12 protein-coding genes are annotated in these 14,499 nt (G+C 63.7%); 6 read left to right on the top strand and 6 right to left on the bottom strand.

The window, feature by feature from the left end:
- Positions 1-30 precede the first annotated feature (30 nt).
- Positions 31-6,684, bottom strand: a complete 6,654-nt coding sequence (locus MIC97_RS03900; protein ID WP_239798931.1) for a kinesin — start codon at positions 6,682-6,684, stop codon at positions 31-33.
- A gap of 400 nt (positions 6,685-7,084) precedes the next feature.
- Here MIC97_RS03900 and MIC97_RS03895 point away from each other — a divergent pair, with 400 nt between their 5' ends.
- Positions 7,085-7,366, top strand: a complete 282-nt coding sequence (locus MIC97_RS03895) for an Hpt domain-containing protein (RefSeq protein ID WP_239798930.1) — start codon at positions 7,085-7,087, stop codon at positions 7,364-7,366.
- A gap of 86 nt (positions 7,367-7,452) precedes the next feature.
- Positions 7,453-7,773 carry a 2Fe-2S iron-sulfur cluster-binding protein gene (locus MIC97_RS03890; protein WP_183830656.1) on the top strand — a complete coding sequence of 107 codons (321 nt, stop codon included), beginning with the start codon at positions 7,453-7,455 and terminating at the stop codon, positions 7,771-7,773.
- Positions 7,774-7,800: 27 nt separating this feature from the next.
- Here MIC97_RS03890 and MIC97_RS03885 read toward each other — a convergent pair whose 3' ends face one another.
- Both MIC97_RS03885 and MIC97_RS03880 read right to left on the bottom strand, forming a co-directional pair.
- Positions 7,801-9,285, bottom strand: coding sequence for an MDR family MFS transporter (locus MIC97_RS03885; RefSeq protein WP_239798929.1), 1,485 nt, complete (start codon positions 9,283-9,285; stop codon positions 7,801-7,803).
- 102 nt (positions 9,286-9,387) lie between these two features.
- The gene (locus MIC97_RS03880; RefSeq protein ID WP_345773555.1) at positions 9,388-10,002 is read right to left on the bottom strand and encodes a DUF922 domain-containing protein; all 615 of its coding nucleotides are present in this window, start codon (positions 10,000-10,002) and stop codon (positions 9,388-9,390) included.
- An 85-nt stretch (positions 10,003-10,087) separates the two neighbouring features.
- Here MIC97_RS03880 and folP point away from each other — a divergent pair, with 85 nt between their 5' ends.
- From folP to folK, 3 genes are read left to right on the top strand one after another with little or no spacing between them, the layout of a single operon-like run.
- The gene (gene folP, locus MIC97_RS03875; RefSeq protein ID WP_239798927.1) at positions 10,088-10,933 is read left to right on the top strand and encodes a dihydropteroate synthase; all 846 of its coding nucleotides are present in this window, start codon (positions 10,088-10,090) and stop codon (positions 10,931-10,933) included.
- Positions 10,934-10,948: 15 nt separating this feature from the next.
- The gene (gene folB, locus MIC97_RS03870) at positions 10,949-11,308 is read left to right on the top strand and encodes a dihydroneopterin aldolase (protein WP_183830648.1); all 360 of its coding nucleotides are present in this window, start codon (positions 10,949-10,951) and stop codon (positions 11,306-11,308) included.
- Positions 11,292-11,804, top strand: coding sequence for a 2-amino-4-hydroxy-6-hydroxymethyldihydropteridine diphosphokinase (folK, locus tag MIC97_RS03865; RefSeq protein WP_239798926.1), 513 nt, complete (start codon positions 11,292-11,294; stop codon positions 11,802-11,804). The genes folB and folK overlap by 17 nt, the downstream gene beginning before the upstream one ends.
- Before the next feature lie 24 nt (positions 11,805-11,828).
- Here the strand turns inward: folK and MIC97_RS03860 are convergent, their stop codons facing one another.
- Genes MIC97_RS03860 through MIC97_RS03850 form a run of 3 tightly spaced genes read right to left on the bottom strand, consistent with a single transcriptional unit; the run spans position 11,829 to position 13,330 of the window.
- On the bottom strand, positions 11,829-12,377 hold the full coding sequence (locus MIC97_RS03860; RefSeq protein ID WP_239798925.1) for a DUF924 family protein: 549 nt from the start codon (positions 12,375-12,377) through the stop codon (positions 11,829-11,831).
- 15 nt (positions 12,378-12,392) lie between these two features.
- Positions 12,393-13,097 (bottom strand): TIGR02281 family clan AA aspartic protease, encoded by a 705-nt coding sequence (locus tag MIC97_RS03855; protein WP_239798924.1) that lies wholly within the window; start codon positions 13,095-13,097, stop codon positions 12,393-12,395.
- Positions 13,094-13,330, bottom strand: coding sequence for a DUF1289 domain-containing protein (locus tag MIC97_RS03850; RefSeq protein WP_239798923.1), 237 nt, complete (start codon positions 13,328-13,330; stop codon positions 13,094-13,096). The genes MIC97_RS03855 and MIC97_RS03850 overlap by 4 nt, the downstream gene beginning before the upstream one ends.
- Positions 13,331-13,484: 154 nt before the next feature.
- Between MIC97_RS03850 and MIC97_RS03845 the strand changes: the two genes are divergently transcribed.
- The gene (locus tag MIC97_RS03845) at positions 13,485-14,483 is read left to right on the top strand and encodes a nicotinate-nucleotide--dimethylbenzimidazole phosphoribosyltransferase (protein WP_239798922.1); all 999 of its coding nucleotides are present in this window, start codon (positions 13,485-13,487) and stop codon (positions 14,481-14,483) included.
- The last annotated feature ends 16 nt before the right edge of the window (positions 14,484-14,499 follow it).

Raw genomic sequence — 14,499 nt, 5'->3', positions numbered from 1 at the left:
CCCGCCCTTTCTTTTGTCTGAAATATAGTCTTACCGCAGCCGGCCCGAGGCATGGGCCAGCATGGTGTAGACCTTGCCGGTATCGGAGGTGAGATAGGTCTGCGTCATGATGTTGTCGCGGTCGGTGCGGGCAACGTCCTTCAACAGCTTCTCGAAATCCTCGCAATAGCGATCGACGGCGGCGCGGAACTCGGCTTCCGCCTGATACTTGCGGCGAATGTCGTCGAAGGTCTGCTGGCCCTTGAGCGTGTAGAGGCGGCGCGTGAACACGTCGCGTTCGCCACGGCGATAGCGGTTCCACAGCTCGATCGATGCCTCGTGGTCGATGGCGCGCGCGATGTCGACCGACAGCGAGTTGAGCGACTCGACGACATGAAGCGGCGAACGCTCGGCCGGCTTTGCCGTGCGCGGCGCATCTGATGCCGCCGGCTTGGCGCCATCCTCACGCGAGGCGCCGCTCAGCAGATCGCGGACCCAGCCGCCCTGCTGTTGCGAGCGGTTTTCAGGTTCGCGCTGGCGCGCGGTCGGTTCCGCCCGCGGCCGGGTATCCAGCCCGCCGCGCAACGCGGTATCGCCCAGAGGATTGGCGGCCGCCGGCGCCGGTGCTGCCGGCTGAACCGCGGCTTGCGCCAGGCGCGGCTGTTCGGCCGGGCGAGGGGCGGGCGCCGGTGCGGCAGGGCGCAGACTGGCTTCGGAAGCATCCGGGCCACGGCCGGACTTGGCGACGATCGCGGACAATTCCTTCAGCGCGTTGATCTGCTCGGAAACGGCGCGGCGGATGGCCGTTGTCGATTCCTTGGCCTCGGCCGGCATTTCCACGACGCCGCGCTTGAGTTCGGCACGGGTCAGGTCCAGCTCGCCCTTGATGGCGGCAGCCGTGCGGCGCATGTCCTCGGTGGCGTCGGCGAAGCGCTTGGTGGCGGTCTCGACCACGTCGCCGATGGACGAACGGATCTTGTCCGCCGATTCCAGCGTCCGGCTTTCTGCCGTCTGCAGGGTGCGGCCAACCAGCGACTCGAAGGACTTCATCACCTTTTCGAGGTCTTCCGACTTCTTCACCAGCCCGACGGCGAGGTCGTCCAGCGAGGACTGGCGCTCCAGCGTGTGCTCCAGATTGCTCTGGGCGGAGCTCAGGAGCTCCGACGCACTGGAGAGGAGACGGCTGTGCTCGTCGAATTTGGTGGCGATGGAAGCCACCTCGCGCAGCGTGTTGGACGACAGCTCGGTGAGGCGCGATGCGTTGGAATCCACCAGCCGGGCCGAGCTTGCAAAGGTCTGCGCGGCTTTTTCCGTGGTCGCGGCGAAGCTTTGCGTACTGCCGGCCAGCCGCTCGTCGATCTCGCCAAGATTGGCTGCGGCGTTCTCGATGAGCTGGCCGAGCCCCTGGCTCGACGCGCCGAGGCGGCCGATCAGGTCGTTGATGCTCTCGGCGAGGGTAGCCCGGGCGTTTTCCACGGCCGAGAGGGTTTCCGCCGTGCGGTTGGCGAGCGCGCCGGCGAGGCGGGCATTTTCATGCCGCAGCTTTTCGGTGGCACGCTCGGTGGCTTCTTCCATGCTCTTCTGGAGCTCGGAACCGCCTTCGGCGAAACGCTCGACCAGAGGACGCGCGGTCTCGTCGAGGATGCGGGTCATTTCGGCCGAACGGGCGGCCAGCATCTCGTTGAGTTCGCGGGTGTTGGTGCCGATCGTCTTCGCAGCTTCGTTGGTGCTCTGGCCGATATGCTGGCCGACGGCAGTGAAGGTCTCTGCGATGGCATCGGCACGGGCAACCAGCTGGCTTTCGGCGCGGGCAACCTGCTCGCCAAGTTTCTCGCCCATGGTTTCGGCCGAGCGGGCGAGGCGGTTCTCGACGCTGGCGACTTCCTCGCCAATGCGGCTGGCGACCGTGGCGGCACCGGCGGCAAGGCGCTCGTCGGCTCCGGCAAGCGCCGCCTCGATGGAACGCGCCTGATCGGACAGCGCCCTGCTGGTCTCGGCAGCGCGGGCGGCCACCTGACGTTCCGTCTCGGCAAAGGCGCCAACAATGCTGTCCGCATGCTGGCCGATCGTCGAGGCGGTGTCGGCGATGCGCGACACCATGCGGTTGTCGGCTTCGTCGAACACGCGGGCAATCTCGCCTGCACGTTCGCCGAGAACTTCGGACCCTTCGGCAATACGCTGGGTGAGCTTCTGGTCGACGGCCTCGAAGACGCGACCCACTTCCGCGGCACGACCGACGAGGGCTTGCGAGCCTTCGGCAATGCGCTGCGTGAGTTTCTGGTCGGCCGCGTCGAACACGCCACCGATCTCGGCGGCACGACCGGCGAGGGTCTCAGAACCTTCGGCGATGCGCTGGGTAATCTTCTGGTCGACGTCCTCAAAGACGCGACCCACTTCCGCAGCGCGGCCGACGAGGGCTTGCGAGCCTTCGGCAATGCGCTGCGACAGCCTTTGGTCGGCCGCGTCGAACACGCCTCCAATCTCGGCGGCGCGGCCGGCAAGGGCCTGCGAGCCTTCGGCGATACGCCGGGTCAGCGTATCATCGGCAGCGTCGAAGATGCGGCCCATTTCGGCGGCGCGGCCGCCAAGGGCTTCCGAGCCCTCCGCGATGCGAGCCATGAGCTGCTGGTCGGCGGCATCGAAGATGCGGCCAAGGTCGGCCGCACGAGCAGCCAGCGCTTCGGCGGATTCGCCGATCCGCGCGCCAAGGCGGTTATCCGCATCCTCAAAGTTGCGCAGGATGTCGCCTGCGCGAGCCGCCAGCGACTGCGCCGTTTCCATGGCGCGCTGGGCAAGGCGCTGATCTGCGACCTCGAAGCTCTCGACGATGTTGCCTGCGCGGGCCGCCAGCGACTGCGCCGTTTCCATGGCGCGCTGGGCAAGGCGCTGATCCGCGACCTCGAAGCTCTCAACGATGTTGCCTGCCCGGGCCGCCAGCGTGTCGGCGGTTTCCTCGGCGCGCGCGACGAGCATGGAAGAGGTGTCTTCCGCCCTGGCGGCAAGCCTGTTTTCCGCTTCCTCGAAGGTGCGGGAAATGTCGTGAGCACGGGCAAGAAGCGCCGCGGAGGTCTGCTCGGCGCGCTCCACGATCTTGCGGTCGGCATCGCTGAGCGCAAGTCCGGCCTGCTCGTTGAGCGCTGCCGTGACTTCCAGAACCTTGTCACGCAGGGCACTTGCGACAGACACTGCGCTCTGTTCAAGCGTGCCGCGGATATTGTCGACACCGATCGACAGGGCGCGCTCCATGGTGCTGGTGCGCTCCTCGATCACACCGGTCTGACGCTCGAACGCATTTTCGATGCGGGCGATGTCGCCGGTGATCGAATCGGAAATCCGCGTGCTGGTCGAGGCGATGCGTTCGATGTGATCGGTGACGGCAACGTCGATCTCCTGACGGGCTTCCGCCAGCTTGCCGACCTGTCCGGCAACAGCTTCCTCGATCTGGCCGCGGCTGTTGAAGATCTTCTCCAGATCGGCTTCGAGGGCACGCTGCAGGATGGTCCGGCCTTCGGCCAGCTTCTCGACCTGACCGGCAACAAGCCCGTCGATGCCGGCGCGGCTTTCAGCGAGCTTCGCCAGATCGTCTTCAAGCACGCGGGAGAGGGCGCCACGATCCTGTGCGAGGCGCTCGGCGTGCTGGTCGATGAGCGCGTTGACGCGGGCGAGGTCCTCGTCCAGCGCCTGAGACAGCCTGGCGCGGTCGTCTGCGAGCTTTTCGGCCTGTGCGGCGATGGCCTGCTGTACAGTGCCAAGATCGCTTTGAAGGGCGCGCGTCAGGATATCGCGGCCTTCCGCCAGCTTCTCGACCTGGCCGGTGACCAACCCGTCGATGCCGGCGCGGCTATCGGCCAGTTTTGCGAGATCCGCTTCAAGGGCGCGCTTGAGGATGTCGCGGCCTTCCGCCAGCTTCTCCACCTGCGCGGCAACGAGACCGTCGATGCTGGAGCGGCTTTCGGCGAGCTTTGCGAGGTCATCTTCGAGCGCCTTTGCAAGTGCGGCGCGCTCCTGAACCAGACGGTCGGCATGGGCGCCGACGAGGCTGTTGACGTTGCGAAGATCATCTTCCAGCGACTGCGAGAAGCGCTCGCGCTCGCCGGTGATCTGCTGGGACTGTTCGGCAATCACGCCGCGGATGGTGTCGAGGTCGCGTTCCAGTGCCGAGGTGAGAACGTCCCGGCCTTCAGTGAGCTTCGCGACCTGACCGCTGACGAGCCCGTCAATATCCGCACGGCTCTCCGCCAGTCTGGCAAGATCGGCCTCAAGAGCCTGCGACAGCACGCTGCGGTCGCTGGCGATCTTGTCGGCATGTTCGGAAATGAGACCGTTGATGTTGGCGAGATCCGCTTCGAGGGCGCGGCGCAGAATGTCACGGCCTTCCGCCAGCTTCTCGACCTGACCGGCTACGAGGCCATCGAGCCCGGAGCGGCTTTCTTCCAGCTTGGCAAGGTCGGATTCCAGAACCTGCGAAAGGAGGTTGCGGTCGCCTGCAAGCTTCTCAGAATGGTCCGCGATCATGCGGTTGAGGTTGGCGAGATCGGCCTCCATGGCGCGGCGAAGGACGTCGCGGCCTTCCGCCAGCTTCTCCACCTGACCGGCAACCAGCCCGTCGATGCTGGAGCGGCTGTCCGCCAGCTTGGTGAGGTCGGCTTCCAGAGCGCGGGTGAGAATGTTGCGCCCCTCGGCCAGCTTGCTGACATGGCTGGAGACCATTTCATCAATGTCTGCACGCACCTGCACCAGCTTCTGGGAGTCTTCGTGCAGCGAATCCGCCAGCCGCTTGCGGCCAACATCGAGGGCTTCCAGATGGGAGCCCAGCGAGGCATCGATGGCAGAGCGGGATTCGTTGACCTTGCGCAGGTCTTCTTCCAGCGCGCGCGAGATGAGGTTGCGGCCTTCGGCCAGCTTTTCGATCTGGCCGGAGACGACGCTGTCGATTTCGGCGCGACCCTCGGCGAATTTCGCCAGATCCTCATGCAGGGCGGCAGCCATGCGTTCGCGGCTTTCCGCCATTTCCACGCTGTGCTGGCGCACGGCGTCGTCGATGCCGGCACGCGCTTCGGCCAGACGCTCGATATCGGCGTCGAAGGCGCTGGAAACGGTATCGCGCGCGGATTCGAGGCGTCCCGCGAAATCGCCGGCGCGGGCTTCGAGCATGGTGGAGGTGGAGGAGATGAGATCCGCCATATCGGCACCGATGCGGTCGCGGCCTTCCTCGATGAGGGTCGACAGCGAATCCCTGCCGGAGGTGAAGGCCTGTGCGATGTCGCGGGTGCGGTCGGCAAGCGTCTCGTTGATCTGGCGCGCGCGGGCTTCGAGCGCCGCGTTCAGCTTCTGTGTGCCGGTGTCCAGCGCCTCGGCACGTGTTTCGAACTCGCTGATCAGCGCCTGACCGCGCTCGGCCAGCGTACGCTCGATGCCCGAAAGGCTGGCCTCGAACTCGGAGGTGAGGTTGCGCGCGGCGCCGCCCAGCAGGGAAACCATGCCGGAGGTGCGATCGTCGAGCAGCTCGGTGAGGGAGCGGGTCAGACCGTCGGCGCTGTCAGTGAGCTTGGCGATCCGCGTATCGAGAAGGCTCGCGAAAGCCTCGCCGGAGGTGGAGAGGCGGTCGGTGATGGAATCGAGACGGCTCTCGACGGATTCGAAGATCGACGAAGAGCTTTCGTTGATGCGGTCGATAAGGGCGTCGCCCGAATTGGTGATGGTCATCGACAGCTGCGTCGATGCGCCCATGATGCTTTCGCGAATGGCGTCACCGGCCGTGTTGATCTCTTCGCGCAGCGTTTCATGCGCGCCGGCTATGGAGGCACGGACGCGCTCGGCGTGACCGACCACGGCCTCGCGTTCGCTGCCAAGCCCATCCACCAGCGAGCGGATGCGCGCCTCGTTCTCGGAATAGGAGCGTTCGATCTGGTTGACTTCGCTGTGAACCAGCGTTTCCAGCTCGACGGCGCGGGCCAGTGTGCGCTCGATGCCTTCGCCCATGGCCGCGACTTCGCGGCGTACGGCCTGGCCAAGCGTCATGACACGGTCCTGAGCCATGGTTTCCGGCTCGGCCAGACGGAACGCCATCTCGGTCATGGACTGTGCGGCAAGGCGCATTTCCTGAGCGCGGCGCACCATCGCGGCGAAAGCCCAGAACATGATGATCGGCAAAATGGTGGCAACCACCAGACCCATCAGTTGCGGACGGGCAATGAATTGCTCGAAGGTGCGGACCTGCCACACGTCGGGGCCAAGCGTAAGATTGGCGATCGCGGCAGCGCCTGCAATCCATGCCAGAGACAGGAAGGCAACCACCCAGTAGATGGTGTTGGGCGTGCGGCGGTTCAGGCTGTGCAGGAGAGACTTGTAGTCTTTCTGGCGATCATCATTGGCGGGAGCAAAGCCTGCCGGCTGTACAGGCTGCGGCTCCACAGGGCGAAGATCAGCCGTTTCAGGCTGTGGCTGGATGGCCGGCGATGGCTGCGAAACAGGAGCCTGCGCCTTCGGCGGCGCCTGCACCTGCTGCGTCTGCGCCGACTGGCTGGCGCGCGCCAGCTCGTCCGCAGCTTCCGCAATCTGCGCTTCGAGGTCTTCCATCGAGGCTGCAATGTCGAGGTCGCCGAGATCGCCCACATCAAGATTCAGATCCAGATCGAGGGCTTTTTCGAGCTCCTGGGCAACTTCCTTGTCGATGGACTTTGCCGTCGTGGTTTTCTTCGCCATGCCTTCGCTACCCTGTACTAGCTGCGTGGAGCGTCTTGTTCTGGTCTTTTACGCCCTGCCGAGAGGCCACATATGGAAGCCTCGTATCGTAATGACACAGGGGGGTAAATAAAACATGCATTCGCGCCAATACGTAAAACTTTAAATATAAGGTTAACGGCGCTGTGATGGGAAAACCCCGTAAATCCGCTATTTTCGCGTGTGCCGGAGCTCCATTCCTTAACCCGCTATCCACCGGTTTCTGTGATCTTCGGCTGCGGCGCGATCATGCTGTTCGGTGCAGGGGGGATATGGGCCGATGAATGAAGGCGGACATGTGACCACTTCGGGACAGGCTTTGGAAAACTGTGGGAAACCCGCTGAGCCGCCCATCGATCTTGCCCATTTGGATCGCCAGACAATGGGAAATGCCGCACTTCAGGCCGAGGTTCTGGGGCTGCTCGACGACCAGCTCAGGACGGTTCTGTCCACCATTGGCGACGCGTCCCCTGAAGAGCGGGCGGCGCTGGCTCATGGCCTGAAAGGAGCGGCTCGCGGGGTTGGAGCATTCGCGCTGGCCGAAGGAGCGGATGCGGTCGAGAAGGCCCCTGATCTCGATGACAATCTGCGGCGTCTGGATGAACTGGCACAGGCCGTTCTGACGTTCATCGCCCGGCGGCGCAATGGCACGCACAACGGCTGAACCCTGTGGCGGGGCGCTGCTGCGCCGCAGTTGACTTGGACCACGGAGTGATTATCTCCGCGGAGACTTCCCCCTCAGGTGACCAGATGACCAAGCTGACATTCATCGCCCATGACGGCACCCGCTTCGATGTCGAGGCCGAGAACGGTGCGACCGTAATGGAAAGCGCCATCCGCAATTCCATCCCCGGTATCGAAGCGGAGTGCGGCGGAGCCTGTGCCTGCGCGACCTGCCACGTTTATGTGGACGAGGCGTGGACCGATGTCGTGGGCGAACCGGAAGCCATGGAAGAGGACATGCTCGACTTCGCCTATGATGTGCGCCCGAACTCGCGTCTCTCCTGCCAGATCAGAATTCGGGAAGAGCTTGACGGCCTGATCGTGTCGATTCCCGAACGGCAGGGATGACAGATCTCGCCGGAATCCGAATCCGGCTCACTCCGGCATGATGGGCGTTTCCGTCGGTACGGACCCGCGCAGTGCTTTCTGCGGCATGAAGGCGTAGACGATCAGAGCCGCGAGCAGCATGGCGGCCGCCGCCAGGAAGATGATCGAGAATGATCCGTGCGGACCGCTTGCTGTCGTAGCGGCCACGCCTTCGCCCGCCAGCGGCAGGTTGTTGCCGAGCGCGATCGCGCCAATTGCCGCAACGCCGATGGCTCCGCCCAGAGAGCGCAGGAAAGTGAGCAGGCCTGTCGCCACGCCAAGATCCTTCCTTTCAACCGCGTTCTGTACCGAAATCGTCGAGACCGGGAAAATCGTGCCGATGCCGGCACCGATAATCGCGGTCGCAATTTCGATCTCCAGAAGATGTGCAGTGTCTGCGATGTAAGCGAGAACGCCGAGGCCCAAGATCGAGGCGCTTATGCCGAAAAACGCAATTCTCTTGTAGTTCACGACGCGGGGAACCAGCCGTCCGCTGGTTCCGGCACCGACAACGGTTCCAAGAAGCAGCCCCAGCATGGCAAGCCCGGTGTCGCCGGGCGACATGCCAAGCGTGGCCTGCATGTAGACGGGCAGATAGACGGCAAGCCCAATGCTGCCTCCCTGAAGCAGAAACATGGTGAATGTGCCGGTCAGCACGATCCGGTTGCTCAGAACCTCCAGTGAGACCAGAGGCTCTTCCGCCATGCGCAGTCTCAGGCAGAACAGCAGCCAGAAGACCGCTGATCCCGCCAGCAGCCCGATGATCTGCGGATCACCCCACGCATAGCGGTTACCGCCCCAGTTGACGGCGAGAAGCAGCATGAAGGTTGCGATCACCATCAAAATGGCGCCCCAGCCATCCACTTTATGGCTTGTGCCGGCGATAGCGAGTTTTCTCAGCGGTTTGTTGATGACTGCAACGGCGAGCAGGCCGAGCGGCAGATTGATCCAGAAGATGAGCGACCAGTGCAGATGTTCGGCAAAAGCGCCTCCGAGCAGGGGACCGGCGATGCTGGCGACCGCCCATGTTCCGGAAATCCACGCCGCATAGCGCGCCCTTTCCAGCGGCGGAACGAGGTCGCCGATCACGGTCTGTGTCAGGGCAAACAAGCCGCCACCGCCAAGCCCCTGCACGGCACGCCCCGCAATCAGCACCAGCATATTGGGAGCCAGGGCGCACATGACCGAGCCTGCAAGGAAAATGAATATAGCGGCGAACATGATCGCGCGGCGTCCGTAGATGTCGGACAATTTGCCGTAAAGCGGTGAGACCGCCGTCGCCGTGAGCAGATATGCGGTCACGATCCATGACAGATATTCTGCGTGGCCCAGCGAGCTTGCGATCGTCGGCAAAGCCGGAGCAACGATCGTCTGATCGAGTGCCGCCAGCAGCATGGAAAGCAGCGAGCCGGCGATAATGACGTTCTTTTCACGGTCGCTGAGCGAAAAATCCGGGACGGCCCGTTTTGGCTGGGCGCTGATCGGTTGATCCATTCTTGTTCTTCTTTGAAAATGCGGCCCGTATTGCCGATAAATGTCAGATCATATCCAAATGCATAAGGTATGTCGCAGCAGATTGCGAACCAGTACCGGGTGTCAGCGCTTCTTCGCGGCTTTCTCCGCTCTCTCGATGCGGTAACTCAGAAGACGCAGCAAACGGCTTTCAAAATTGATGGTCTCGACACGGTCGAATTCGAGCTGGGCCCGGTCGTGTCGCGCGAGGGTTTTGGAGGTTATTTCCCTGGCTTTTGCCGCGGCTGCCTCGCAATCTTTGAAACGGGCCGGCTTTTTCAGAGCCTGTTCCAGTTCTCGTGCACGGGCTTTCGCGATCTCGACATGGCGGTCCTCGTGCCGCTTGATGTCGGCGAAAAGCGTATCCCAGAAGACTCGGTCCTCGGCATCTACGCGGCCGCGCGGTTTCCATCTGGGCAGGATGACACGCGCCTTCACCACCGTATCGGCCGAAACGATGCGGCAATAACGCCCGTCATTGGCATATCCGATTTTCGTGGTGAAATTCATTCGGGTCGCGCCGGGATGCCGCAGGCCGGTGGATTTGACATGCGGGCCCCGGTTCGACAGGTCTTTTTCGATCTGCTCGAAAGTCGTGCCGCGGATGTTGAAATAGCTGTAGCTCTTCGCAACCGTTTCGGCGGCGGCGGGGACCGCTGCGCTGGCTGCAATGATCAGGGAAAGGAAAATTTTCTTCATCATGTTGTCTCGCGCTGCACCTTGCGTTACGGCGGCATTCGGCGCAACGGAAAAACAGTCAATCGCCACGGGCTGAACTGAAACTATGATGAGACGATGGCAACTGGCGCATGGACGCCATATCGATCTCGGTCCGCGTGCCGTGGTCATGGGCATCCTGAACGTGACGCCCAACAGCTTTTCCGATGGTGGCAGCTATCGTTCGCTTGACGATGCGCTGGCGCGCGCCCGGCTCATGATGGAGCAGGGGGCGGCGATCATCGATGTCGGTGGCGAATCGACGGGCCCGGCATCCGCACCCGTCACCGCGAAGGAAGAACAGGCCCGCGCCCTGCCGGTGATCGAGGCACTGGCGTCGCTCGACGGGGCGATCATCTCCGTAGACACCTACAGGGAAGAAACGGCACGGCTGGCGGTGGCGGCCGGCGCTCATATCGTCAACGATGTCTGGGGCCTGCAGCGCGAGCTCGGCATCGCCAATGTGGCGGCGCAAACCGGGGCAGGACTTGTCATCATGCATACGGGTCGCGAACGGGAAAAGCTTGCCGACCCGGTTGCAGACCAGTTCCTGTTCCTGCGCAGATCTCTGGAGATCGCGCGGGCGGCTGGCATCGGCGAAGAGCATATCGTGCTCGATCCCGGTTTCGGCTTCGCCAAGGAAACGCCGGAAGACAACATCGACCTGATGGCCCGGTTCGGGGAACTGCTTGAGCTGGGCTTCCCGCTGATGGCCGGAACCTCGCGCAAGCGTTTTCTCGGAGCCGTGACCGGACGCGAAGCGCCGGGCCGCGATGCGGCGACCGCCGCCACCAGCGTCATTCTGCGCTTGCGGGGCGCCGATCTTTTTCGCGTCCACGATGTCGCAATCAATGCGGATGCGCTGGCGGTCACGGATGCTATGCTGGCCCGTGAAGCTTACCTTTCCTCATAGTCCGGACACCAGCCCATGTATGTCATCCGTATGAAGAATTGCGCCTTCTTCGCCACGCACGGGCTGCTGGATGAGGAGGAAAAACTCGGCCAGCGCTTCTATGTCGATGCGGTGCTGCATGTGGAGCCGACGAAGCCGCTCGAAGCCGACGCGATGGACGCCACGGTCGACTACGGCGTGGCCTTCAGCGTGATCGAGGAGATCATCACCGGCCGCCGCCATTTCCTCATCGAAACCTTGGCCCATGAAGTCGCCAAATCGCTGTCGGCCCGTTTTCCGCAGATCCAGCGCGCGGAGATAACGGTCAGGAAGCCCAATGCGCCGGTGCGCGGCGTTCTGGATTACGTGGAGGTGACCGTTGCCTGGCCGCGATAGCCGCGTTTTCATCAGCCTGGGCGGAAATCTTGGCGATCCCGCCCAGTCGATGGGTGCGGCGCTGCGGGTGCTGGACGCGCATCCACAGGTGCGGGTGACCGCCGTGTCGTCGCTGCACAGGACGCCGCCGTGGGGAAAGACCGATCAGCCGGATTTTCTCAATTCGGCAGCTGAACTTTACACCATGCTGCGCCCCCGCGAACTGCTGGAACTGTGCCTTCAGACGGAGCACAGCCTCAAGCGGGTTCGCGAGGAACGGTGGGGGCCACGTCTCATCGACATCGATATTCTTCTGTACGACGACCGCGTCATCAACGAAACGGGGCTGGAAGTGCCGCACCCGCGCATGCTGCAACGCGCCTTCGTGCTGGCGCCGCTTTCGGAGCTTGCTCCGACCCTTGAGATTGGCGGGAAGCGCGTCGGAGAGCTTCTGGCTGGCGTTGACGCCGCCGGAATCGAGCGTCTCGACTCCGGCAGGCAATGGTGGCGCGGTTGAGCCGGGCCTTATCAAGCTTGCCGGTCAGCCTGCGAAGCCGCCACCGTCCAGAAAGGCCTGTTCTTCGGCCGTTGTCACCCGGCCCAGAGGTCCGTTCCTGTGCGGGAAACGCCCGAAGCGCTTTATGATGTCGTAGTGATCGACGGCATAGCTCAGATAGCTGGTCGCATTGGCTTTGTGCAGCTCGACCGAGCGCTTCTGATCGTCCAGATCTTCGGAATGTTCCAGCGGCAGATAGAAGAAGACGCGGATCTGCTCGTCCACGGCCATGTCGTGACCGGCTTCAATCGCTCTGGCCGCATAATATCTGGCCAGCGGATCGGTTGCGAACATGTGTCCCGTTCCCCGGAAGCAATTGCGCGGGAACTGGTCGAGCAGGATCATAAGCGCCAGCGCGCCTTCGCGATCCCCGATCCAGCCCTCCAGTTCGCGGCGGGCGGCCGCATAGTGCAGGTCAAGGAAACGCTTCCGGAAATCGGTGTCGAAAGCCTCATCCTTTTTGAACCAGGCTTCCGGTCCGGCCTCGCGCCAGAAGGCGGTGACGGTTTGCGGATTTGCAGTTGAAGTGGTCATGTCTGCTCCTGTTTTTCAGTCGCGAAGGATCATGCGGTCGCCGCGCACGTCAAAGCCCGACAGCGAGCCGATAAAATTCATGCCAAGCAGGCTTTGCCTCAGGGCGCCCGGTGCTGCCACCAGCACGGGCTGGTTGCGGCGCACGATGTTGCCGACGGCGATCTCCTCCGCGCGTACTGCCGCTGCGCTCGCGGTGCCGTTGGCGGTCGAAACGCGGACGGTATAGTTCAGCGAGGCCGGATCAAAACCCACGACTCGCGCGTCCTCGGCGCTCAGAACCGTTGTGGTTGCGCCGGTATCGACCAGCGCCGGTATCGACTTGCCGTTAATCACCATGCGCACCTCGAAATGACCGCTGCGCCCCTTATCCAGTGCAACAGTGGCACGGCCGTCCTCGGTGTCGAGCATCAGGGGACTTCCGGGAATCAGGCCGGCGGTAATGCGGCTGCCGAAATCCTGAAGCTCATAGCGGTACTGGTAGCCGGCAATGAGGGCGATGACGATCAGGGCCCACAGGCCAAGGCTGCGCGCCATGTCACCGAAACGCCGGCCGGAGCGCAGCAGGCCGGCGCCGATCACCGCCGCGAGAAGGCTGAGCCAGATGAGGTTGGCGAAATCCTCGTTAAGAAAACCCAGCGTCGAGCCGGATTCGTGATTGAGCATCAGGAGGACGGCGCCGAGCCCGATGAGGCCAAGTATGATCCACAGGCCGCGGCTCATCGGGGAGCCCTGATGCGCTGGCGCGTCTTGGGGATGGCCGGGGATTTTGCCTTCATGCTGCCTTCCATCTTTTCCAGCCTTGCGCCCAGCGTATCCATGATGCGGCGACGCTCCGGGGGGCTCATGGCGATCCATCCTGCGATCTCGCTGCCGGTGCGCCCGCAGCCGATGCAGTAGCCACTCTTCATATCGATCGAGCAAACAAGGATGCAGGGCGATTCGATTGCCGTCATGGATGTTTTCCGAACTCTCAACCCACATGGGACAGGCAAACCGCCGATGCAAGCCTTCTGCGGCACTTGCTGCCGGTGGTTTTCGGCCGATGCGGTTGTCAGGCGGTCCACAGAGGGCTATGCGGGCGGCACGTTTTGCATGGAGCCGGGGCCTATGGTCAGCGCATTGCCGTTTGAAGATTTCCGCGTCCTTCTGGACAAGCTGCCTGAACAGGATGACCGCGTTGCAACGGATATCCGCAAAGTCTTTGCGAAGGCCGCGATGGCGCAGGGGCCCCTCGGGCGCATGGAAGATGTCGCGGCATGGTTCGCCGGCTGGACCGGACGGGCAAGCCCGCAGGTGACGCGGCCGCTGGTTGCCATTTTCGCCGGAACGCACGGCGTGGCCGCGCATGGCGTGTCGCCGCGCCCGGTCACCGCGACTGTCGATGCGGTCGAATTGTGTGCGGCGGGCGGCGCGGCAATCAATCAGGTGTGCCTGACCTATGATCTCGGCCTGAAGGTTTTCGATCTCGCGCTCGATCTGCCGACGGGTGACATCACGCGCGAGCCGGCGCTGGACGAGCGCGGCTGTGCTGCCACCATGGCCTTCGGCATGGAGGCGATCGCCGGCGGATCTGACCTTTTGTGCCTTGGCGATCTCGGCGTCGGCAATTCCACCGTGGCGGCTGCGCTGATGGCGGCATTGTTCGGCGGGCGGGGTGCTGACTGGGTGGGGCAGGGCAGCGGCGCCGACGAGATCGGAGTGGCCCGCAAGGCGGCCATCGTCGATCAGGCGCTGGCTTTCCATGGGCCGCATCTTGCGGATCCGCTCGAAGCGCTGGCACGTGTCGGCGGGCGCGAGTTCGCCGCCATCGCCGGTGCGATACTTGCCGCCCGCATGGAGCGCATTCCGGTGCTGATCGACGGCTTCGCTGCCACGGCAGCCGCTGCCGCGTTGCACAAGGCCCATCCCGGCGCCCTCGATCATTGCCTGCTGGCCAGCCTTTCGGCAGAGCCGGGACATCGGCGCGCGGCGGAAATCCTCGGTCTTCAGCCTTTGCTGGACCTGGGCATCGCCCACGGCGAAGGCGTGGGGGCCGCACTTGGCGCGGGGCTGGTGAAGGCGGCGGTGCAGATGGCATCCGGCATGGCGCTGGCGCAAAGGGCCTGATAGCCCGTTTCGGGCT

The organism is Aquamicrobium sp. NLF2-7, assembly GCF_022359935.1.
GTDB lineage: Bacteria > Pseudomonadota > Alphaproteobacteria > Rhizobiales > Rhizobiaceae > Mesorhizobium > Mesorhizobium lusatiense.
Note: the sequence above shows the minus strand (reverse complement) of the source record. Positions and strands in the feature narration are given on the sequence as shown.

What these genes read in the sequence shown, in the direction of transcription:
- MIC97_RS03885 (WP_239798929.1), bottom strand. Translation starts at nt 9,285, where the DNA reads ATGGATCAACCGATCAGCGCCCAGCCAAAACGGGCCGTCCCGGATTTT.
- MIC97_RS03880 (WP_345773555.1), bottom strand. Translation starts at nt 10,002, where the DNA reads ATGAAGAAAATTTTCCTTTCCCTGATCATTGCAGCCAGCGCAGCGGTC.
- folB (WP_183830648.1), top strand. Translation starts at nt 10,949, where the DNA reads ATGTATGTCATCCGTATGAAGAATTGCGCCTTCTTCGCCACGCACGGG.
- folP (WP_239798927.1), top strand. Translation starts at nt 10,088, where the DNA reads ATGATGAGACGATGGCAACTGGCGCATGGACGCCATATCGATCTCGGT.
- MIC97_RS03860 (WP_239798925.1), bottom strand. Translation starts at nt 12,377, where the DNA reads ATGACCACTTCAACTGCAAATCCGCAAACCGTCACCGCCTTCTGGCGC.
- MIC97_RS03895 (WP_239798930.1), top strand. Translation starts at nt 7,085, where the DNA reads ATGGGAAATGCCGCACTTCAGGCCGAGGTTCTGGGGCTGCTCGACGAC.
- MIC97_RS03890 (WP_183830656.1), top strand. Translation starts at nt 7,453, where the DNA reads ATGACCAAGCTGACATTCATCGCCCATGACGGCACCCGCTTCGATGTC.
- MIC97_RS03850 (WP_239798923.1), bottom strand. Translation starts at nt 13,330, where the DNA reads ATGACGGCAATCGAATCGCCCTGCATCCTTGTTTGCTCGATCGATATG.
- MIC97_RS03845 (WP_239798922.1), top strand. Translation starts at nt 13,485, where the DNA reads ATGGTCAGCGCATTGCCGTTTGAAGATTTCCGCGTCCTTCTGGACAAG.
- MIC97_RS03900 (WP_239798931.1), bottom strand. Translation starts at nt 6,684, where the DNA reads ATGGCGAAGAAAACCACGACGGCAAAGTCCATCGACAAGGAAGTTGCC.
- MIC97_RS03855 (WP_239798924.1), bottom strand. Translation starts at nt 13,097, where the DNA reads ATGAGCCGCGGCCTGTGGATCATACTTGGCCTCATCGGGCTCGGCGCC.